General features: G+C 43.6%; 22 protein-coding genes. All 22 read left to right on the forward strand.

Going from position 1 to position 22808, the window contains the following annotated elements; all coding sequences use genetic code 11:
* Positions 1-47: 47 nt before the first annotated feature.
* Positions 48-767 carry an RNA polymerase sporulation sigma factor SigE gene (sigE, locus tag BM126_RS03200; RefSeq protein ID WP_090988051.1) on the forward strand — a complete coding sequence of 240 codons (720 nt, stop codon included), beginning with the start codon at positions 48-50 and terminating at the stop codon, positions 765-767.
* A gap of 236 nt (positions 768-1003) precedes the next feature.
* On the forward strand, positions 1004-1783 hold the full coding sequence (sigG, locus tag BM126_RS03205) for an RNA polymerase sporulation sigma factor SigG (RefSeq protein WP_071349424.1): 780 nt from the start codon (positions 1004-1006) through the stop codon (positions 1781-1783).
* 189 nt (positions 1784-1972) lie between these two features.
* Positions 1973-2233 carry a YlmC/YmxH family sporulation protein gene (locus BM126_RS03210; protein WP_071349564.1) on the forward strand — a complete coding sequence of 87 codons (261 nt, stop codon included), beginning with the start codon at positions 1973-1975 and terminating at the stop codon, positions 2231-2233.
* A gap of 76 nt (positions 2234-2309) precedes the next feature.
* Entirely contained in the window at positions 2310-3131 is an 822-nt protein-coding gene (pgeF, locus tag BM126_RS03215) for a peptidoglycan editing factor PgeF (protein ID WP_090988053.1), read from the forward strand.
* Between the two features lie 7 nt (positions 3132-3138).
* Entirely contained in the window at positions 3139-3816 is a 678-nt protein-coding gene (locus BM126_RS03220; protein WP_090988055.1) for a YggS family pyridoxal phosphate-dependent enzyme, read from the forward strand.
* A gap of 15 nt (positions 3817-3831) precedes the next feature.
* A complete protein-coding gene (locus BM126_RS03225) occupies positions 3832-4293 on the forward strand; it encodes a cell division protein SepF (protein WP_090988057.1) in 462 nt (153 codons plus the stop codon).
* 6 nt (positions 4294-4299) lie between these two features.
* On the forward strand, positions 4300-4563 hold the full coding sequence (locus tag BM126_RS03230; RefSeq protein ID WP_090988059.1) for a YggT family protein: 264 nt from the start codon (positions 4300-4302) through the stop codon (positions 4561-4563).
* Positions 4564-4605: 42 nt separating this feature from the next.
* Entirely contained in the window at positions 4606-5379 is a 774-nt protein-coding gene (locus tag BM126_RS03235) for a YlmH family RNA-binding protein (RefSeq protein ID WP_090988062.1), read from the forward strand.
* Between the two features lie 113 nt (positions 5380-5492).
* Positions 5493-5996: a DivIVA domain-containing protein gene (locus BM126_RS03240; protein ID WP_090988064.1), complete on the forward strand. Its 504-nt coding sequence runs from the start codon at positions 5493-5495 to the stop codon at positions 5994-5996.
* Between the two features lie 402 nt (positions 5997-6398).
* Entirely contained in the window at positions 6399-9167 is a 2769-nt protein-coding gene (ileS, locus tag BM126_RS03245) for an isoleucine--tRNA ligase (protein ID WP_090988065.1), read from the forward strand.
* Between the two features lie 185 nt (positions 9168-9352).
* Complete coding sequence (lspA, locus tag BM126_RS03250) at positions 9353-9823, forward strand: signal peptidase II (protein WP_090988067.1); 471 nt, start codon at positions 9353-9355, stop codon at positions 9821-9823.
* Positions 9816-10730 (forward strand): RluA family pseudouridine synthase, encoded by a 915-nt coding sequence (locus BM126_RS03255; protein ID WP_090988069.1) that lies wholly within the window; start codon positions 9816-9818, stop codon positions 10728-10730. The genes lspA and BM126_RS03255 overlap by 8 nt, the downstream gene beginning before the upstream one ends.
* Positions 10731-10942: 212 nt before the next feature.
* Positions 10943-11488, forward strand: a complete 546-nt coding sequence (gene pyrR / locus BM126_RS03260) for a bifunctional pyr operon transcriptional regulator/uracil phosphoribosyltransferase PyrR (protein ID WP_071349433.1) — start codon at positions 10943-10945, stop codon at positions 11486-11488.
* A 241-nt stretch (positions 11489-11729) separates the two neighbouring features.
* Positions 11730-13070, forward strand: coding sequence for a solute carrier family 23 protein (locus tag BM126_RS03265; protein ID WP_090988071.1), 1341 nt, complete (start codon positions 11730-11732; stop codon positions 13068-13070).
* A 211-nt stretch (positions 13071-13281) separates the two neighbouring features.
* Complete coding sequence (locus tag BM126_RS03270; protein WP_090988073.1) at positions 13282-14211, forward strand: aspartate carbamoyltransferase catalytic subunit; 930 nt, start codon at positions 13282-13284, stop codon at positions 14209-14211.
* Positions 14177-15460 carry a dihydroorotase gene (locus BM126_RS03275; RefSeq protein ID WP_090988076.1) on the forward strand — a complete coding sequence of 428 codons (1284 nt, stop codon included), beginning with the start codon at positions 14177-14179 and terminating at the stop codon, positions 15458-15460. The genes BM126_RS03270 and BM126_RS03275 overlap by 35 nt, the downstream gene beginning before the upstream one ends.
* The gene (locus BM126_RS03280) at positions 15460-16542 is read left to right on the forward strand and encodes a carbamoyl phosphate synthase small subunit (RefSeq protein WP_090988409.1); all 1083 of its coding nucleotides are present in this window, start codon (positions 15460-15462) and stop codon (positions 16540-16542) included. Before BM126_RS03275 ends, BM126_RS03280 begins: the two co-directional genes overlap by 1 nt.
* 2 nt (positions 16543-16544) lie before the next feature.
* The gene (carB, locus tag BM126_RS03285) at positions 16545-19751 is read left to right on the forward strand and encodes a carbamoyl-phosphate synthase large subunit (RefSeq protein WP_090988078.1); all 3207 of its coding nucleotides are present in this window, start codon (positions 16545-16547) and stop codon (positions 19749-19751) included.
* Positions 19748-20527, forward strand: a complete 780-nt coding sequence (locus tag BM126_RS03290; protein WP_090988079.1) for a dihydroorotate dehydrogenase electron transfer subunit — start codon at positions 19748-19750, stop codon at positions 20525-20527. Before carB ends, BM126_RS03290 begins: the two co-directional genes overlap by 4 nt.
* The gene (locus BM126_RS03295; protein ID WP_090988081.1) at positions 20524-21465 is read left to right on the forward strand and encodes a dihydroorotate dehydrogenase; all 942 of its coding nucleotides are present in this window, start codon (positions 20524-20526) and stop codon (positions 21463-21465) included. The genes BM126_RS03290 and BM126_RS03295 overlap by 4 nt, the downstream gene beginning before the upstream one ends.
* Positions 21437-22153, forward strand: coding sequence for an orotidine-5'-phosphate decarboxylase (gene pyrF / locus BM126_RS03300; RefSeq protein WP_090988083.1), 717 nt, complete (start codon positions 21437-21439; stop codon positions 22151-22153). The genes BM126_RS03295 and pyrF overlap by 29 nt, the downstream gene beginning before the upstream one ends.
* Entirely contained in the window at positions 22150-22782 is a 633-nt protein-coding gene (pyrE, locus tag BM126_RS03305; protein ID WP_090988085.1) for an orotate phosphoribosyltransferase, read from the forward strand. The genes pyrF and pyrE overlap by 4 nt, the downstream gene beginning before the upstream one ends.
* The last annotated feature ends 26 nt before the right edge of the window (positions 22783-22808 follow it).

Here is a 22808-nt window from a genome sequence, read left to right on the forward strand (position 1 = left end):
TAAATATTTATACTCGATTCCAGATCGAAATAGAAGGGAGAATCATTTTGAAAAAAATTATCCTTCGTATTACTTATTATTGGTATAAGCTGCTGATGAAACTTGGTCTGAAAACAGATGAAATATTTTACATAGGGGGAAGCGAGGCATTGCCTCCGCCTCTTACAAAAGAGGAAGAGGCTATTTTGATACACAAGCTGCCTAAGGGGGATGAAACAGCAAGAGCCATGCTGATTGAACGTAATCTAAGACTCGTTGTTTATATTGCCAGAAAGTTTGAAAACACTGGAATAAATATTGAGGATCTCATCAGCATCGGAACAATTGGACTGATTAAAGCCGTTAATACATTTAATCCGGAAAAGAAAATCAAATTAGCTACATATGCCTCCCGATGCATTGAAAATGAAATTCTAATGTACCTGCGAAGAAATAATAAAATCCGTTCGGAGGTTTCATTCGATGAGCCTCTTAATATTGACTGGGATGGAAATGAGCTGCTACTTTCCGATGTACTGGGAACGGATGAGGACATTATTACGAAAGATCTCGAAGCAAACGTGGACAGAAAGCTGCTTACTAAAGCACTTACTCAGCTGTCAGACAGGGAAAAGCAAATCATGGAGCTGCGTTTTGGGCTGGCAGGAGGCGAGGAGAAAACCCAAAAGGATGTGGCAGATATGCTTGGCATCTCCCAATCCTATATCTCTAGGCTTGAGAAGCGGATTATCAAAAGGCTAAGAAAGGAATTTAATAAGATGGTATAGTGTGAAACTTCCTCAGGGAAGTTTTTTTCTTGCTCCAAGGAGGAAAGTCTTCGGGCAGGGTGCTGCCGGCCCATTGCTGCAGGAAAAAATTTTATGTTCTAAAAGCTATACTTATCAATGGTTTGGCTAAGAAATTTGCCTGAATGAAGAAATATTGTTATATCGGCATGTGCATATTTTTCCTTCCCGCGGAAATACTGATTTTTGTACAGCAGCTCCTGTGAGGAGGGAATAATTTGTCTCGTAATAAAGTGGAAATCTGCGGTGTTGATACATCTAAATTACCGGTTTTGAAAAACGATGAAATGAGAAAACTCTTTAGAGAAATGCAAGATGGCGACATCTCAGCAAGAGAAAAACTGGTAAACGGAAATCTTAGACTCGTATTAAGCGTCATTCAGCGCTTTAATAATCGGGGAGAATTTGTAGATGATCTATTTCAGGTGGGCTGTATAGGATTAATGAAATCAATTGATAACTTTGATTTAGGCCAAAATGTCAAATTCTCCACTTATGCCGTACCGATGATCATTGGAGAAATAAGAAGGTATCTTCGGGATAATAACCCTATCAGGGTTTCGCGCTCTTTGAGGGATATCGCTTATAAAGCACTTCAGGTCAAGGAAAAACTCATGAGCCAGACACTAAGAGAACCAACAGCAGAAGAAATAGCAAAAGAGCTTGACGTGTCTCATGAGGAAATCGTTTTTGCACTGGATGCCATTCAAGACCCTGTTTCCCTGTTTGAACCTATTTACAATGACGGGGGAGATCCCATCTATGTGCTCGATCAGTTAAGTGATGAGAAAAACAGGGACAGTAATTGGATTGATGAAATAGCTTTGAATGAAGGCATGAGAAGGTTAAATGAGCGCGAAAAAATGATACTGCGCAAACGATTTTTCCAGGGCAAAACACAAATGGAAGTGGCTGATGAAATCGGCATATCCCAGGCCCAGGTCTCCCGTTTGGAGAAGGCGGCTATAAAGCAAATGAATAAAAATATTCAGCAATAAACTGTTGACGAAGCATATGGGGCACGTTCAGGGCATCTAAACCTGGTTCCTGCCTTATCTGCTTTGCGGCAGTTTTTTTTCGCTAATAAACGAAAACAGGTTTTTGGTGTTTAAAATTTTTTTAACCCACATTGTCAGGTCAATCCTTACATATATTTTATAAAAGTATCATGGGGGAGCTGATTGCATTTGGTAAGGATTTCCGATTTTCAAATAAAGGATATTGTCAATATCTCAGACGGCAAGAAGCTGGGCAATATGTCTGACCTTGAAATTAATGTCGACACAGGGGCGATTGAAGCTATTATTGTGTCGAATTCCGGGAAATTAATGGGGTTTTTCGGGAGAGAGCAGGACTTAATTATTCCTTGGAGGAAAATCAAGAAAATCGGCGCAGATGTCATTCTTGTCGATTATCATAATACATTCAAAGAAAGCATCCATTCTTAGCGGAAATTTGTCTTTTTATAGGGTGCTCCCACCCATCATATGTTACACTATAGAAAAAATGATGAGGTAGAATAGGATGCATGAACCCTTTCAATTAAAAAATCAGCAAAGCTTTACAATAGAATCATGGAATAGCCAGCATCCGGGTTTAATTGCTGGCTTTACGACAAAAAACGGCGGTGCTGGCAAAGGTCATTTCCAAAGTCTGAATATGGGGTTTCATGTGGGAGAGGATGCGGAGGATACAGCCGCCAACCGGCGCATCCTGGCCCGGCAGATCGATTTTCCTTTATCCCGCTGGATAGGTGCAGAGCAGACACATGAAACAGCTTTGATAAAGGCCAAGCCAGAGGATGCAGGCAAGGGCGCGGCTGAATATGAATCAAGTTTTAAAAGGACAGACGGTTTTTATACGCGGGACAAAAATATCCTTTTGACCCTTTGCTTTGCGGACTGTGTGCCCCTTTACTTCATTGCGCCAAAACATGGAATGATCGGGGCCGCACATGCAGGCTGGAAGGGCACAGTCAGCGGGATTGCAAAGAACATGGCAGAGGCCTGGATGGAAGAAGGCATTTCCCCTGAAGATATATTTGCTGTAATCGGTCCGTCCATATGCAAGGAATGCTACAAGGTAGATAGCAGAGTTATGGACAAAGTGCAGAAATTGCTAGAAGAAAATGACGAAAAGCCATATAATTTAATCAGTGAAGGCCAATACAAGCTTGATTTGAAGGAACTTAATAAAATCATCTTGATGAAGGCCGGTGTACCGGGAAGCCAAATAGAAGTATCTTCATACTGTACCAGCTGTGACAGCGACCTGTTTTTCTCCCACCGGCGGGATAATGGGAAAACGGGACGATTGATGAGTTTTATCGGCTGGAAGGAGGATTAGTTAAACATTGAAAGTGAAGGATAAGCTTGCAGATATTGAAAAAAAGATATTGGGAGCCTGTGAACGGAGCGGACGCAGCAGAAGGGATATCCAGATTATAGCTGTCACCAAGTATGTCTCCATCCCCCGGGCTGAGGAGGCATTCGAAGCAGGAATCATGCATTTAGGTGAAAACAGGGACGAAGAGTTATTGAACAAGTACAGCGTATTAAAGGACAAGCCAGTTTGGCACTATATTGGTTCTCTACAAACAAGAAAAGTTAAAAGTATTATAGATATAGCAGATTACATTCATTCACTTGACAGGACATCACTTGCTGCCGAGATACAAAAGAGATCATCTAAGCCCATCAGGTGCCTGGTTCAAGTCAATGTTTCCGGTGAAGAATCCAAACATGGCTTGAAGCCGGAAGAAGTCATGCCGTTTATAAAGGAGCTTCAAATGTATGATCGAATCATTGTTGCAGGCCTGATGACAATGGCACCACTGACAGATGATGATGTCTTCATAAGAAGCTGCTTCAGGAAGCTGAAGGATCTGCAGGATGAGATCATTACAGAGAAGTTTGCACATGCACCTTGTCTGGAACTGTCCATGGGAATGTCGAATGACTTTGAAATAGCCATTGAAGAGGGAGCTACGATGATTCGTATAGGAACCGCTTTAGTTGGCGAAGATTCATAAGGAGGTCAGCAAATTATGTCAATGATGTCGAAATTCAAATCTTTTTTCGCTTTGGAAGACGAATACGAGTATAGAGAAGAAGTGGTTGAAGAAGAAATGGAGGAACCGAGAATACAAAAATCATCCAAACAGCCGCAGTCTAATCAAAACCATTCTTCAGGCCAGAATGTAGTGAGCCTCCAAAGCATCCAGAAATCATCAAAGGTCGTTTTATTAGAGCCGAGGGCCTATGCGGAAGCACAGGAAGTGGCTGACCATTTAAAAAACAGGCGTGCTGTCGTGGTAAACCTGCAGAGAATCCAGCATGACCAGGCAAAACGAATTGTTGACTTCCTAAGCGGCACGGTTTATGCCATCAGCGGTGATATACAGAAAATAGGAACAGATATATTTCTTTGTACCCCTGATAATGTCGATGTTTCGGGAAATATTACGGGATTTGCATTGGAAGAGGAGTATGAAGAAGCGAGGTGGTAAATCATAATGGGAGTATTGCTGCAAATTATTTACTATGCATTTGAGTTCTATTCCATGGCACTGGTCATCTTCATTTTGATGTCATGGTTCCCAAAGGCCTATGAAACTGGGGTAGGCCGATTTTTATCGAAAATATGCGAGCCCTACCTGGAGCCGTTCAAAAGATTCATTCCTCCAATCGGCATGATTGATATTTCACCGATTGTAGCCTTGCTCGTCCTCCAATTTGCCAGAGGCGGACTTCTGCAGCTGTTTAATTGGGTTCTGTAAGCAGAAAATAGATGCTATTCACAATGGGGGAAAGGTTCTTCGATGAGTATTTACCAGCATTTCAGGCCAGAGGAAAAGGACTTTATCGATACAGCGCTTGGATGGGCAGAGCATGTTAAATCTGCTTATTCTCCAAAGCTGACGGATTTCCTTGATCCAAGACAGCAGCATATCCTTGCTTCGCTTATAGGCAAGGATGATGAGGCACGCCTGCAGTTTTTTGGAGGCAATATAAATGCAGAGAGAAAAAGAGCGCTGATATATCCCGAATATCTGGTTCCAAGTGAAGAGGACTTTCAGGTATCCCTGTATGCCGTACATTACCCTGCGAAATTCGTTACCCTGGAACACAGGCAAATTTTGGGTACACTGATGTCCATTGGCTTAAAAAGAGAAAAATTTGGAGATATCCTCATTACGGGAGAAACTGTTCAATTTCTTGCTGCACAGGAGATCGACCACTATCTGGAAATGAACCTTGAAAGAATTGGGAAGTCATCGGTCTCCATTCAAAAAATCTCTATGGATCAAATATTGGACCTGCAGGAAAACTGGCAGGAGCAGATGGTGACAGTCAGTTCAATGCGGCTCGATGCCGTTTTGTCTTCTGTTATAAATCTCTCAAGACAAAAGGCACAGGTTCTTATTTCTTCCGGAAAAGTGAAAGTCAATTTCAAAGAAACCGAAAATGCATCGGTCCTTTGTGAAGAGGGAGATACCCTTTCAGCAAGGGGATTCGGCCGTGTAAGGATATTGTCGGTTGAAGGAAAAACTAAAAAAGATAAATGGCGAATCCTGGTGGGCCGCCAAAAATAAATGACACATAAGAAGGATTTACAAAGCTTTTGTCGAAACGTAGAATAGATGAATGAAGTTATCCTTATAAATCGCTTCTGTCTAAGGAAGAGAAATTGTTTTGGAGGTGCCCTATGCCCTTAACCCCGATAGATATACATAATAAGGAATTCAATAAAGGATTCCGCGGGTATGATGAAGATGAAGTTAATGAATTTCTTGATCAGATTATAAAAGATTACGAGATTATCCTGAGGGAGAAAAGAGAGCTCGAGGATAAACTTAACGAAGTCCATGACCGCCTGGGCCACTTCACTAGTATTGAAGGGACTTTGAATAAATCAATCCTCGTAGCGCAGGAAGCAGCGGAAGAGCTGAAAAGGAATGCGCAGAAAGAAGCTAAGCTCATCATAAAAGAAGCAGAAAAAAATGCGGACAGGATTGTAAATGATTCCCTGACCAAAGCAAGGAAAATTGCAATGGATATAGAGGAACTGAAAAAACAGTCTAAAGTATTCCGTACAAGATTCAAAATGCTTGTTGCTGCACAGCTTGATTTGCTGGATAATGACGATTGGGATCACCTGATGGAATATCAGACAGATGCTGCAGAGTTAACCAAAGAAGAGGAAATGTAGAGGAAAACTTGACTGATTGCCATGCTTTCGCATATAATTTTTTACAACACAATTAAGAAACGACACGTTGAAAGGGACAGTAGATTTCTCTGAATTCTATAACCAGCGAAACAGGGATAGTGAAAGCCTGCCATATAGAAGAGAATTCGAAAATCACCCTGGAGTTCCAAGTCGAACCTGCCTTAAGGCATAAGTAAACAAGGCGTCACATTCACGTTACGAATGCTAGAGAGGATGTATTGTATGGCCAGCAATTAGCCTGCTTATATCTAACCAGGGTGGTACCGCGGGAAGCAAGCTTTCTCGTCCCTATTTTCATAGGGATGAGAGGGCTTTTTTTGCGTGCTGCGCTAATTTTCGTATTTGTTTCACAGAGTTGAAAATCAGGATGGAGGAATAATTATGGAATTCAAAAATACATTATTGATGCCTAAAACAGAATTTCCGATGCGCGGCAATCTGCCGAAAAGAGAACCAGAAATGCAAGAATCATGGAAAGAAATGGATATATACAGCAAGGTTCAGGAAAAAACAAAAGACCGTCCGATGTTTATCCTTCATGACGGACCTCCATATGCAAACGGTGATATCCACATGGGCCATGCACTGAACAAGGTGCTTAAGGATTTTATCGTCCGCTTTAAGTCCATGAGCGGCTATAATGCCCCATATGTTCCAGGATGGGATACGCACGGTCTGCCAATTGAAACAGCGTTGACTAAAAAAGGTGTTAAACGCAAAGAAATGACAGTGGCTGAGTTCCGCAGATTATGCGAAGAGTATGCATATCAGCAAATCGACAATCAGCGTGAACAATTCAAGCGTCTTGGAGTGCGGGGCGACTGGAACAATCCTTATGTTACTTTGAAGCCTGAATATGAGGCACAGCAAATCAAGGTCTTCGGTGAAATGGCGAATAAGGGATATATCTATAAAGGCCGCAAGCCAGTTTATTGGTCTCCTTCAAGTGAATCTGCACTTGCAGAAGCTGAAATTGAATATCAGGATAAGAAATCTGCTTCCATATATGTAGCTTTTGAGGTTTCCGACGGCAAAGGTGCAGTTGAAGAAGGAACAAAAATTGTTATTTGGACTACTACTCCTTGGACCATCCCTGCCAATCTTGGGATCTCGGTACACCCTGACTTGAATTACGTTGTGGTTCAGGTGGGAGAGGAAAAATTCCTTGTTGCAGAGGCTTTGCTGGAAAATGTTTCACAGACAATTCCGTGGGAAAATCCTCAAATCATCAAGACTGTAAAAGGAAAAGATCTTGAAAGAGTGATTGCTAAGCATCCTCTTTACGGACGTGAATCACTTGTAATGCTGGGTGAACACGTAACGACAGATGCAGGAACAGGCTGTGTGCATACTGCACCAGGACATGGTGAAGATGACTTTATCGTAGGTCAGAAATATGGTCTTGATGTACTTTGCCCGGTTGATGAAAAAGGATATATGACAGAAGAAGCAGGTGAATTTGCAGGTTTATTTTATGATTCAGCAAACAAGCCGATTACTGAAAAGCTTAAAGAAACCGGCGCGCTATTGAAGCTTGAGTTTATTACACACTCTTATCCGCATGATTGGCGTACAAAAAAGCCGACAATCTTCCGGGCAACAGCGCAATGGTTTGCTTCCATTAAAGATTTCCGGGGCGAGCTTCTTCAGGCAGTTAAAGATACAAAATGGGTCCCTGCATGGGGGGAAACCCGTCTTTATAATATGGTGCGTGACCGCGGGGACTGGTGTATTTCCCGTCAGCGCGCATGGGGAGTGCCTATTCCGGTATTTTATGCGGAAAATGGCGATCCAATCATTACTGAAGAAACGATTGATCATATCTCAAGCTTGTTCAGAGAGCATGGCTCCAATGTCTGGTTTGAGCGTGATGCGAAAGATTTGCTTCCTGAAGGATTCACTCACAGCGGCAGCCCTAATGGAGAATTTACTAAAGAAACCGATATTATGGATGTCTGGTTTGATTCGGGATCTTCACATCAAGCCGTTCTTGAAGAAAGAAGCGATCTCAAGCGTCCAGCTGACCTCTACCTGGAAGGCTCTGACCAATACAGAGGCTGGTTTAACTCATCTCTTTCCACTTCTGTTGCTGTTACCGGTAAAGCTCCATATAAAGGTGTTTTAAGCCACGGTTTTGCACTCGACGGAGAGGGAAGGAAGATGAGCAAATCAATCGGCAATGTAGTGGTTCCCGAGAAGGTAATGAACCAGCTTGGTGCTGATATCCTTCGTTTATGGGTTGCTTCTGTTGATTACCAGGCAGATGTCCGTGTTTCTGACCCGATTTTAAAGCAAGTGGCTGAGGTTTACCGCAAAATCCGCAATACCTTCCGCTTCCTTTTAGGAAATCTCGATGGCTTCAATCCTGTATCTGATAAAGTGGATGTGCAAAGCCTTAAGGAAGTAGACCAGTATATGCTGGTTAAATTAAATAAACTGATTTCATCAGTGAAACAGGGCTATGAGAATTACGAATTTGCCAACATTTATCATTTGGTGAATAATTTCTGTACCCTTGATCTGAGCGCTTTTTACTTGGATTATGCAAAAGACATTTTATATTGTGAGGCACCAGACGGAACAGAACGGAAGGCGATTCAGACAGTTCTTTATGAAGTCCTTGTCAGCCTTGCTAAGCTGGTATCTCCAATTCTCCCTCATACAGCAGATGAAGTCTGGGCTTATATCCCTGGGGCTGAAGAAGAAAGCGTCCAGCTGACATTAATGCCTGAGGGCAGAACTTTGGAAAATGCAGAAGCACTTGAAGAAAAATGGAGTGCCTTTATGGATCTTCGCAATGATGTGCTAAAAGCACTCGAAGAAGCCCGCAATAAAAAGATTATCGGAAAATCACTGAATGCAAAAGTTGCAGTTTATGTGAATGAAAAAACCAAGCAACTGCTTAACAGCATCGAAGAAAGCTTTGAACAGCTTTTCATCGTTTCTGCATTTGAAGTAAGCGACATCGAAAAAGCACCAGAAGGCGCATTAAGTCTGGAGCATGCAACAATCACAGTGACAAAAGCTGAAGGTGAAACATGTGAACGCTGCTGGAATGTTACAGAGGAAGTGGGCCAGGTTGAAGAGTATCCTACACTTTGCCCAAGATGTGCTTCTGTCATCAAAGATTACTACGAACCACAGCAGTAATGTAAGAAATGCATAGAAGAGGGGCACGGCTTAGCTCGTGCCCCTTTTTATTTATAAAACCGGCTTGCAAGCCATCTATAAATAGGAAATCGAGTTTGCAGGAAATCTTCATTAGGCAATGTACAGAGAGTATGCTACAATTCAAAAAGAAGAATAGAGACTTTTTTTAGTTTGGGGGATTGTCTGTGCCATATTACTTACTGGCCCTTTTTGTTATAGCGCTGGATCAGGCGACAAAATGGCTCATTGTGAAAAAAATGAATTATGGAGACAGCATTGAAATTATCCGGAATTTTTTCTATATCACTTCACACAGAAACCGCGGTGCAGCATGGGGGATTCTGCAGGGGCAAATGTGGTTCTTCTATCTGATTACCCTTGCTGTGATTGCTGGATTGATTTACTATATTCAAAAGATGGGAAAAAAGAGCGCTTTACTGGGTGCATCACTAGGACTGATGCTTGGAGGTGCAATTGGCAACTTCATTGACCGGGCAGCCCGTAAAGAGGTAGTCGATTTTATTCACACCTATATTTTCGGCTATAATTTTCCGGTATTCAATATTGCCGATTCAGCCCTTTGCATAGGGGTTATTTTACTTGTTATTTTCATGCTTCTTGAAGAGAAGCTTTCAAAGGAGAAAAAGAATGGATAAACATACGTACATCCTGGATGACAACCAGAAAAATGAAAGAATTGATAAGGTCCTGTCCTCTTTAAATGGAGAATGGTCAAGAACACAGGTTCAGCAATGGATAAAGGAAGGACATGTGACAGTTAACGGATCTGCCGTCAAGACCAACTATAAAGGATCACCTGGAGATGAAATCACTGTCACGATTCCTGATCTTGTGAACCTCGATGTTTTGCCTGAAGAAATGAACCTTGAAATTTATTATGAAGATGCCGATGTTCTAGTCGTGAATAAACCAAGCGGTATGGTTGTCCATCCTGCACCAGGCCATACAACAGGGACACTGGTCAATGGCCTGATGGCGCATTGTACTGATTTATCCGGAATCAATGGTGTTATGCGTCCAGGCATTGTTCATCGAATTGACAAGGATACATCAGGATTGCTTATGGTCGCCAAGAATGATATGGCTCACGAAAATCTTGTTCAGCAGCTTGTTGATAAAACGGTCACAAGAAAATATCAGGCAATTGTCCACGGAGTGATTCCTCATGACTACGGAACAATTGATGCACCGATAGGCCGAGATAAAAAAGACAGGCAGAGCATGACGGTAACAGAAGAGAACTCAAAGCATGCTGTCACGCATTTCAGGGTTATCGAAAGATTTAATTCTTTTACACATGTTGAATGCCAGCTTGAAACAGGAAGAACACACCAAATCCGTGTGCATATGAAGTACATCGGCTTTCCGCTCGCAGGAGATCCTAAATATGGGATAAGGAAGACCCTGGATATTAACGGGCAGGCTCTTCATGCCGGGCTTCTTGGTTTTGTGCACCCAAGGACGAAGGAATATATGGAATTTGAAGCCCCGCTTCCGAAAGAATTTTTGGAAGTCCTGGATTACGTTTCAAAAAGCAATTGACAAAACGGGATTAAAAATATAATATAAGAATAACTTATATGACCCTTTAAAACAGTCCAGAGAGACTGGCAAGGAAAACGGATTGCCTGGCTATGCAAAGCATAACCAGCCTTAAATCCCCATGCCCTCTCAGGCATGGGGATTTTTATTTATTCCCTGGGACATGTGCGGTATTAAAAAACTAAAAGAATGTAAAAGTGGGGCGAAATGCTATGAAGGAAAAAGCCATAGTGCTGGATGAACAGGCGATTCGCAGAGCGCTGACCCGGATTGCACATGAAATAATCGAAAGAAATAAAGGCATAGAAGACAGCATCCTCATTGGGATAAAGACTCGCGGGATATTCCTGGCAAATAGACTTGCCTCAAGAATTTATGAAATTGAGGGAAAAGAAATTGCTGTAGGCGAACTGGATATTACTTTATACCGCGATGATTTGACGAAGAAGACAGAAGATGGAAATCCGCTGGTGAAAGGCTCAGATATTCCTGCCGATATCTCTGAAAAGAAAGTAATCGTGATTGACGATGTGCTATATACTGGAAGGACAGTAAGAGCAGCCATGGATGCTCTAGTTGATATCGGGAGGCCATCGCAAATACAGCTGGCAGTCCTTATAGACAGAGGCCATCGTGAATTGCCGATCAGAGCTGATTATGTGGGGAAAAACGTCCCGACATCACAAACTGAAAAAATTATGGTCGCTTTAAAGGAAATAGATGCAACAGACCAGGTAAGCATTTTTGAAACTGAATAGTATACCCTTTTAACGAGCAGTCCAGAGAGGCTGACAAAGGGGAGAAACAGACAATGCCGGAGGTGCCGGCATGTCTGCAGGACCCTCTTTGTATACAAAGAGGGTCTTTTTCATGCAATAATACGGGACAGCATAACCCGGCAAGGTCATTGAATTGGCAAATTAAATAAAAAATGAAAGTCCATGCCTGCCGTGGCTGTAAGATAACGGCTCATTTCTGAAAAATAAGGGGGATTACATGATGGAAGAAAAGAAAAAAACGGCCGTTCTTGATGTAAGGGATGTGCCTAAAGCAGGACAATGGGTTACATTAAGCCTGCAGCATTTATTCGCAATGTTTGGAGCAACGGTGCTTGTACCGTTTCTAGTGGGGCTTAGCCCAGGTATTGCCCTAATATCAAGCGGGCTCGGGACCCTTTCCTATCTGCTGATTACTAAGGGCCAAATACCTGCCTATCTGGGATCATCATTTGCATTCATATCCCCGATAATAACCGCCAAGGCTGCCGGCGGACCTGAATCGGCCATGATTGGCTGTTTTGCAGCCGGCCTGGTATACGGACTAATTGCCCTCATTATAAAAAAAGCCGGCCTGCGCTGGCTGATGAAGCTTCTTCCGCCAATAGTTGTGGGACCCGTCATTATCGTAATCGGACTCAGTCTTGCGGGAACTGCCGTGAATATGGCCATGTATAAAAATTTTGGTGCTCCGGCCAGTGAGCTGATTTACAGCAAAACACATATAGCCATTGCACTTATAACACTGGCCGTGACCATTTTAAGCTCCGTATTCTTCAAAGGATTTTTTGGGATTATCCCCATATTAATCGGAATAATTACCGGCTATGCCTCATCTGTTATTGCAGGAATAGTGGATTTTTCCGGAATAAAGGCCGCACATTGGTTTCAAGTCCCGGATTTCATGATTCCTTTTGGGACATACACGCCGCATTTTTCCTGGCAGGTAGTGTTTATCATGCTTCCGGTGACCATTGTCACTCTGTCTGAACATCTAGGACATCAAATGGTTTTAAGTAAGGTAGTCGGCAGGGATTTTATCAAAAAACCGGGCCTTCACCGTTCCATCATGGGTGACGGGGCAGGGATCATAATTGGCTCATTGATAGGGGGCCCGCCGCTGACCTCTTATGGCGAGAATATCGGAGTTTTGGCCATTACAAGGGCTTTCAGTGTCTACGTGATTGGCGGCGCTGCTGTAACGGCTGTCATCTTTGGTTTTGTAGGGAAGATATCGGCTGTCATCAGCTCCATCCCGCAGGCGGTTATGGGAGGCATCTCCATCCTGCTGTTTGGCATCATTGCCTCTAGCGGATTAAGAATGCTTGTAGATCATAAGACAGATTTTGAAAGCAAACGCAATTTAATGATTTCTTCAGTGATCCTGGTTGTTGGGGTAGGAGGAGCTTTTGTAAAGCTCAATAAAGACGTCTCACTTTCCGGGATGGCCTTGGCAGCACTGATCGGAATTGTGCTTAACCTGATTCTCCCGGGAAAAGAAAAGGATGTTAAGGTTTTTGAGGATGCAGAACGGGATGAAAAGGGCAGCCGTTCAGTTTCCTGATTTAATGTGTGTATAGGATGAATGAAATAGATGTGAAAAAATAAATACAGAGATTCACCTTTTAAAGGAAGTCCAGAGAGGCTGATAAGGGTGTAGCAATAAAAGTCCATACTGTGTGCAGTTTCACTGCATCACAGGCTTTTATTATATGCACCCTGCCTTGATGGCAGGGATTTTTTTTGAGATAAAGCGGTAAAGGGGAGTGTTTTGGATGAAAGATTTATTAACGATGAATGCCTTAACCACTCATGAAATGAAAGAAATCATCAATTTGGCTGAAGGTTTTTCAAGAGGTGATGAGTGGAAGCCGGAACACCAGACGATGATTAGCAATCTTTTTTTTGAACCCAGTACAAGGACGAAATGCAGCTTCGAAGCAGCGGAAAGGAAGCTTGGCCTAGATGTAATTCCTTTTGAAGCAGGCTCTTCGAGTGTGTTAAAGGGAGAATCCCTGTACGATACAGCAAGGACGCTGGAAGCGATTGGCATACAAGCTCTGGTCATCAGGCATGAAAAGGATCATTACTTTGATGAACTGGCAGACAGGCTCAAGCTTTCGATCATCAATGCCGGAGATGGCTGCGGACATCATCCGACACAATCCCTATTGGATTTAATGACAATCAAACAAGAGTTTCATGGTTTTAAAGACTTGAAGATTTCAATCATTGGAGACGCTGCACATAGCCGGGTTGCGAGGTCAAATGCAGAGGCACTTAAACGATTAGGTTCAGAGGTTGTTTTTTCTGGGCCAGAAGAATGGTTTAACGATGATCGTGCGAGCAGTTACGTGGAAATAGAGGAAGCGATAGAAACATCCGACGTGGTCATGCTGCTGAGAATCCAGCATGAAAGGCATCAAAAACCATCATTTCTTGTGAAGGAGAATTACCTGCAGCAATATGGGCTCACCAAAAAGAGAGAGTCCAGCATGAAAAAAGGCGCAATCATTATGCACCCGGCCCCCGTCAATAGAGGAGCAGAAATAGACAGTGACTTAGTTGAATGCAGCCGTTCCCGGATATTTAAGCAAATGGCAAATGGAGTATTTATCAGAATGGCTGTTTTAAGGACACTATTAGAGCGAAATGAAGGGAGATTTAACAATGAAAAAACTGATCAAAAATGGAGTATGGCTTGATGAAAATCATAATCTGGTGAAAATAGATATCGAAATAGATGGTAAAGTGATTTCAAAAATTGGCCGCGATCTTCCTGATGAGGGTTCTGAAATTATAAATGCAGAAGGACTGTTTATTTCACCGGGGTTTATCGACCTTCATGTGCACTTGCGGGAGCCTGGCGGGGAGGAAAAAGAAACAATTGCTACAGGTACGCTTGCTGCTGCAAGAGGAGGTTTTACAACAGTGGCTGCCATGCCAAATACAAGACCGGTGCCAGACAGTGCGGAGCATTTGGAAATGCTGGCAAAAAAAATTGAAGAAACGGCTGCAGTCAGGGTACTGCCTTACGCGTCAATTACGGTACGTGAAGCCGGCAAAGAGCTTACGGATTTTGAAGAATTGAAAAATGCAGGGGCGTTTGCCTTCACCGATGATGGTGTAGGCATTCAGGAAGCGGGAATGATGCTCAGGGCTATGAAGAGGGCTGGGGAACTTGGAATGTCCATTGTTGCCCATTGTGAAGAGCATACATTGATTAATAAAGGGGCCGTCCATGAAGGGGCATTCTCAGCTGAACACGATATTCCCGGTATTCCTTCTGTTTGTGAAAGTGTACATATTGCAAGAGATGTTTTACTGGCGGAAAATGCCGGCTGTCATTACCATGTGTGCCACATCAGCACAAAGGAATCGGTAAGGACGGTCCGTGATGCAAAAAGGGCAGGAATCCGGGTTACGGCTGAAGTGACTCCCCACCATCTGCTGTTATGTGAAGAAGATATTCCCGGACTTGACCCTAACTATAAAATGAACCCTCCTTTAAGAGGAAGGGAAGACCAGCAGGCTCTTCTCGAGGGGCTGCTTGACGGTACCATTGACTTTATTGCTACAGACCATGCACCGCACACAGCTGAAGAAAAAGCAGAAGGCATACTTCTTGCGCCATTTGGCATTACAGGCCTTGAGACAGCTTTTCCGCTACTTTATACCAATCTTGTTAAAACAGGTGTAATTACCCTTGGTGAGCTAATTGATTTCCTGACCGTAAAACCTGCCGGGAGCTTTTCACTTCCATATGGCAGGCTTGAAGAAGGCTCGCTGGCAGACATTGTGCTGATTGATCTGGAATACAAAAAAGAAATCAGGAGCGAGGATTTCCTTTCCAAAGGAAAAAATACCCCATTCATTGGGAAGATGTGCAATGGGTGGCCGGTCATGACAATCTCAGCAGGAAAAATAGCGTGGGAACTTGGAGGGGGAAAATGATGAAACGGCAGCTTATCTTAGAAGATGGAACCATTTTTACAGGTGAAGCATTCGGAAGTGATTCAGAAAGATTCGGCGAAGTGGTATTCAATACAAGCATGACAGGCTATCAGGAAATCTTGTCAGATCCGTCATACTGCGGACAGATTGTCACACTGACTTATCCTTTAATTGGGAATTACGGAATTAATCGTGACGATTTTGAATCGATTTCTCCTGCGGTTGCCGGTTTAGTGGTGAGGGAAGCTGAGGATTTCCCCTCGAATTGGAGAAGCGGGATGTCACTGCACGAATATTTGAAGCGGAAAAATATTCCAGGTATCAGCGGCATCGATACAAGAAAGCTCACAAGGTTGATCCGGAAGCATGGAACTCTAAAAGGTATTTTCTCAAACGAAGGGCGGAATGCCGAAGAAGCTCTTCAACAGCTGAAAGCTTCGGTGATTTCAGCTGATCAGGTGAAAAAGGTATCCGTTAAGACGGCATACCCTAGTCCTGGCAGGGGAAAACGGGTGGTTCTTGTTGACTTTGGCATGAAGCACGGAATCCTCCGGGAACTCAATAACAGGGACTGTGATGTGGTTGTCGTTCCATATAATGTTTCACCTGAAGAAGTACTAAGCTTAAGCCCTGATGGAGTGATGCTCTCTAATGGACCTGGAGATCCAAAAGATGTTCCAGAAGCAATCCATATGATTAAACACATTCAGCAAAAGGTGCCGCTATTTGGAATATGTCTTGGCCATCAGCTTTTTGCACTTGCAAATGGCGCGGATACAGAAAAAATGAAGTTTGGGCATAGAGGGGCGAATCATCCTGTCAAAGACTTAAAAACAGGAAAGGTTTCCCTTACTTCCCAAAACCATGGCTATACAGTCCAGGAAAGATCAGTTGAAGGGAAAGAGCTTGAAATCACCCATATCGGATTGAATGACAGCACAATAGAAGGATTAAAACATAAACATTTTTCTGCATTCACTGTCCAGTATCATCCAGAGGCCTCACCAGGACCGGAAGATGCCAACTATTTATTTGATGAATTTCTTAGCATGATGCAAACATCTCAGAAAGAGGGGGAATAAATATGCCTAAACGAACAGACATCAAAAGCATTCTAGTAATTGGATCAGGGCCGATTGTAATCGGCCAGGCGGCAGAATTCGATTATGCCGGTACCCAAGCCTGCATCGCATTAAAAGAAGAGGGATACAGGGTGATACTGATCAACTCCAATCCGGCTACCATCATGACGGACAGCGAAATGGCGGATGCCGTTTACATAGAGCCGATTACACTTGAATTCGTCTCAAGAATTATCCGTAAAGAACGGCCGGATGTGCTGCTTCCTACATTGGGAGGACAAACAGGCTTGAATATGGCAGTGGAGCTTGCTAATTCAGGAATTCTCGAGGAATGCGGTGTTAAAGTCATCGGCACGAAACTCTCTGCCATTGAAAAGGCGGAAGACAGAGATCTGTTCAGGTCCTTGATGAATGAACTGGGTGAACCAGTCCCTGACAGCGATATCATCCATTCCATTCAGGAAGCAAAGAATTTTGTCGAAAAGATTGGCTTTCCCATCATTGTCCGGCCGGCATTCACGCTTGGAGGAACCGGCGGCGGCATTTGTGAAAATGAAAAGGAGCTGGAAGAAATCGTAGCAGGCGGACTGAAAAGCAGCCCTGTTTCACAATGTCTGATTGAAAAAAGCATTGCAGGCTTCAAGGAAATCGAATATGAAGTCATGAGAGATTCAAAGGATAATGCCATTGTCGTCTGCAATATGGAAAATTTTGATCCGGTCGGAATCCATACTGGTGATTCAATCGTTGCAGCCCCAACCCAGACTCTAAGCGACAGAGAGCATCAAATGCTAAGAAATGCATCCCTTAAAATCATCCGGGCGCTGAAAATTGAAGGAGGCTGCAATGTACAGCTTGCCCTGGATCCTGATAGCTATCAATATTATGTAATAGAGGTAAACCCGAGAGTAAGCCGATCATCTGCGCTGGCTTCAAAAGCAACCGGCTATCCGATCGCCAAACTGGCAGCGAAAATTGCAGTGGGGCTTACGCTTGACGAAATGATGAATCCTGTTACGGGCAAAACCTATGCAAGCTTTGAGCCGGCACTCGATTATGTGGTAACAAAAATCCCGCGCTGGCCTTTTGATAAATTCGAATCGGCTAACCGCAGGCTTGGCACTCAAATGAAAGCTACGGGAGAGGTTATGGCCATTGGACGTACATTTGAGGAATCGATTCTAAAAGCGGTTCGATCGCTTGAGGCAGGATTGCACCACCTGGAGCTGCCAGGCGGATATGAAGCCGCCATGCTGGAAAAACGTATCCGCAAAGCAGGGGATGAACGCCTGTTTTATATAGGGGAAGCAATACGCAGCGGAATAAGCATCGAAACCATCCATGAATGGAGTAAAATTGATTTATTTTTCCTTCATAAACTGAAAAAAATAATATCGTATGAAACAGAAGCTGCTTCTTCTCCATTTAATAAAGAAACAGCCTGGAAAGCAAAGAGATTAGGATATTCCGATAAAAAGCTTGCTTCACTATGGAATGCAAATGAAAAAGAAATCTACGCCTGGCGAAATGAGGAAGGAATTGTTCCTGTGTTCAAGATGGTGGATACTTGTGCAGCGGAGTTTGAATCAGAAACTCCTTATTTCTACGGAACATACGAAGAAGAAAACGAGTCTATAGTCACTGATAAGGAGAGTGTCGTTGTCCTTGGATCAGGTCCGATCAGGATCGGCCAGGGTGTGGAATTTGATTATGCAACCGTACACTCAGTCCGGGCGATAAAAGAGGCTGGCTATGAAGCGATTATCATCAACAATAATCCTGAAACGGTTTCAACGGATTTCAGCATTTCAGACAAGCTGTATTTTGAACCCTTGACAACAGAAGATGTCATGCATATTGTCGATCTGGAAAAACCGATTGGTGTTGTTGTGCAATTTGGGGGCCAAACAGCAATTAATCTGGCTGCACAGCTGGCGGAAAGGGGAGTCAGGATTCTCGGGACCTCCCTTGAAGACCTTGACCGTGCAGAAAACAGAAATAAATTCGAGCAGGCATTAACAGAGCTTGGCATTCCCCAGCCAAAAGGAAAAACCGCTTTTTCAGCAGAAGAAGCGGCAGCCATCGCAGATGATATAGGCTATCCAGTTTTGGTAAGGCCATCCTATGTGCTTGGCGGAAGGGCTATGGAAATCGTTTATAAAGAAGATGAACTGCTTCACTATATGAAGAATGCGGTTAAGGTGAATCCGAAGCATCCAGTGCTTATTGACCGTTATTTAACAGGCAAAGAAATTGAAGTAGACGCCATTTCGGATGGAGAAACCGTGATCATCCCAGGCATCATGGAACATATAGAGAGGGCAGGAGTGCATTCGGGCGACTCGATTGCAGTATACCCCCCGCAGAGCCTTACGAAAGATCAAAAAGAGAGAATTGCAGAATACACCGCTCGCCTTGCCAAAGGCTTGAATATTATCGGTTTATTAAACATCCAATATGTGATCAGCAATGATGAAGTCTATGTAATAGAGGTAAATCCGAGATCCAGCCGGACCGTCCCCTTTTTGAGCAAGATTACAAGTGTGCCGATGGCCAATCTTGCAACAAAGGTTATTTTGGGAAACAGCCTCGAAAAACTTGGATGGCCCGGTGGTCTTATCGCTGAGAAAAAAGGAGTTTATGTAAAAGTTCCTGTGTTTTCTTTTGCCAAGTTAAGAAGAGTTGACATTACACTTGGGCCTGAAATGAAATCTACCGGAGAAGTGATGGGTAAGGACCATACACTTGAGAAGGCTTTATATAAGGGGCTTGTAGCATCGGGGATCAGGATAAAAGAGCATGGATCTGTTCTTCTGACAGTGGCGGACAAGGACAAACAGGAAGCCTTGAAGCTTGCACGCCGTTTTCATAATATCGGATATAAGCTGCTGGCAACTAGCGGGACAGCGGCTCTATTAACGGCGGCTTCTATACCGGTTTTGACTGTAGGGAAAATCGGCGAAGGGGAGAGAAGCCTGCTGGATGTAATCCGCAGCGGCGAGGCACAGCTTATTGTCAATACTCTGACAAAAGGAAAACAGCCTGAACGTGATGGTTTTAGAATCAGGCGTGAATCTGTAGAAAATGGCATTCCATGTTTGACATCCCTTGATACAGCTGCAGCAATTTTACGGGTTATCGAATCGATGAATTTTTCAGCAGAAGCTATGGAAAAGACCGATAATAGCCGGGAGATGATTAATTCGTGATTAAAAAAGAAAAAATGAAAATTGCAAAGCAGACAGAAATTGCAGAAAACATTTTCGAATTGACACTTCAGGGCGGACTTGTTTCTGAAATGACACAGCCTGGGCAGTTTGTGCATGTGAAAACCGGGCAAGGAAGCGAGCCGCTCTTAAGAAGGCCCATCAGCATTTGTTCCATTAACAGTAATGAAAATCAGTTTACTATGATATATCGGGCAGACGGAAAAGGTACAGCGCTTTTGTCCGAGAAAAAGGAAAATGATTCAGTGGACGTGCTTGGTCCGCTAGGAAATGGCTTTCCGGTTGAAAAAGTAAATGCTGGCGATAATGTGCTTCTGGCAGGAGGCGGCATCGGTGTGCCGCCATTGTACGAACTTTCCTGCAGGCTGAAAAAACGCGGTGCAAATGTTCTTCACACATTGGGTTTCCAGACGAAAAAAGCTGTTTTCTATGAAAGACAATTTGCAAAACTCGGTGAAACACGTATAGCAACCGCAGATGGAACATACGGAAAGAAAGGCTTCGTCACTGATATTATGGACAGTATTGCCGATGATTTTGACTTTATCTTCTCTTGCGGGCCAACCCTTATGCTGAAGGAACTGGCAAAAAGATATGAAGATAAAAATTTGTATCTTTCACTTGAGGAACGGATGGGATGCGGAATTGGGGCGTGCTTTGCATGCGTCTGCCGTACTGGTGATGATCATGATGGAACGGGCTATAGAAAAGTTTGCAGCGATGGTCCGGTTTTTCGTGCAGGAGAGGTGATTTTATGAACAAGCTATACACTGAATTGCCTGGCCTGGAGCTGAAAAATCCTGTTATGCCTGCATCCGGATGTTTTGGATTTGGCAGGGAATTCAGCGGGCTATATGACTTAAACGAGCTTGGGGCTATCATGATCAAAGCTGCAACACCAGAGCCCAGGTTTGGAAATGATACCCCGAGGGTCGCAGAAACTCCTTCCGGAATGCTAAATGCTATTGGACTGCAAAATCCAGGTCTCGAAAAGGTTATAAACGAAGAGCTAAAATGGCTAAGCCGATTTGATGTGCCCATCGTGGCGAATATAGCCGGCTCGCAGATTGAAGACTACATCACAGTCGCAAGGGAAATCAGCAAATCACAAAATGTGAAAGCGCTGGAGCTGAATATCTCCTGCCCGAATGTCAGGGAAGGCGGCATTGCTTTCGGAACAAATCCGGAAGTGGCTAAAACAGTCACAAAAGCAGTAAAAGAAGTATCTGAGGTTCCTGTCTATGTAAAGCTGTCCCCAAATGTAACAAATATAACAGAAATGGCTAAAGCAGCGGAAGACGGAGGAGCAGACGGATTAACCATGATCAATACACTTTTGGGGATGCGCCTGGACGTAAAAACAGCAAAACCTGTACTGGCAAACAAAACCGGGGGTCTTTCCGGCCCTGCAATCAAGCCGGTGGCACTTCGGATGATTTACGAAGTAAGCCAGCAGGTGAATCTCCCGATTATTGGCATGGGCGGAATTTCGTCCGCAGAAGATGTAATTGAGTTTTTTTACGCAGGTGCAAGTGCTGTTGCAGTCGGCACAGCGAACTTTACCGATCCGTTTATATGCCCGGAAATCATTAAAAAACTGCCTGTGCTTCTTGAGGAACTAGGGTTTGATCACATTTCTGAATGCAGGGGAAGGAGCTGGAAAAGACATGGAAAACCCGCTTATCATCGCGCTTGATTTTCCCGACACAAAAAAAGTGAAGGAATTTTTATCGGATTTTAGAGATTCGGGGCTCTTTTTAAAAATAGGGATGGAGCTTTATTATCAAAATGGGCCTTCAATCATATATACATTGAAGGAACTCGGACATAAGGTTTTTTTGGATTTGAAATTGCATGATATTCCAAATACCGTTAAATCAGCAATGAAGGGTCTTGCTTCGCTTGAACCGGATATTGTCAATGTTCATGCAGCAGGAGGGAAGAGAATGATGGAGTCAGCGCTTGAGGGCCTTGATGCAGGAACGGCTGCCGGGAAGAAGCGCCCCATGTGCATCGGCGTTACACAGTTGACTAGCACTTCTCAACTGCAAATGCAAAATGAACAGCTGATAAAAGAAACACTTGATGCCTGTGTTTTGCACTATGCAAGACTTGTCAGCGATTCAGGCCTTGATGGTGCAGTTTGCTCAATACATGAAGTCAAAAGAATCCATGAACATCTCGGTACAGGTTTTTTTACGGTTGCTCCTGGAATCAGGGTAAAAGAAAATGATATTCATGACCAAAATAGAGTGGCTACGCCAGAGCAGGCAAGATCGGCTGGTGCCGATGCCATTGTGTGCGGCAGGGCAATTACAGGTTCGGCTGATCCTGCCCAAGCCTATGAAACTATTCTTAAAGCCTGGAAGGGGACAAGGGTATGAAAAGGAAAATAGCAGAGCATTTATTAGACATTGGTGCAGTCAGCCTCAAACCGCATGAACCGTTTACATGGTCTTCCGGAATTAAATCTCCTATATATTGCGATAATCGCCTGACGATGTCGTACCCGGAAGTGCGCAATGAAATCGCGCTGGGCTTGAAGGAATTAATTCTTCAGCATTTCCCTGGAACAGAATTGATAGCGGGTACGGCCACGGCAGGTATTCCGCATGCTGCATGGGTCAGCAGCCTTATGGATCTCCCAATGTGCTATGTTCGTTCAAAGGCAAAGGGGCACGGCAAACAAAACCAGATTGAAGGGAAAATCAATCCAGGACAGAAAGCAGTCGTCGTGGAGGATTTAATCTCAACGGGCGGAAGCTCCATAACGGCTGTTAAAGCCCTGCAGGAAGCTGGATGTGCAGTAGCTGGGGTGGTTTCAATATTCACCTATGGATTATCCAGCGGAATTGAGAGGTTTGAAAAAGAGCAAATCAAAACTTATTCGCTATGTGATTATACATCTTTAATTCAAGCAGCAAGTGAATCTGGATATATTGAAAAAGGAGATCTGGAAAAACTTCGTCAATGGAAAAAGGACCCGGCTGATAGAGCCTGGCTCAGCGTATAAAGCACAAACAAGCTTGCCCCCGCTGC

This window comes from Bacillus sp. OV322 (genome assembly GCF_900112495.1).
Lineage (GTDB): Bacteria > Bacillota > Bacilli > Bacillales > DSM-1321 > Peribacillus.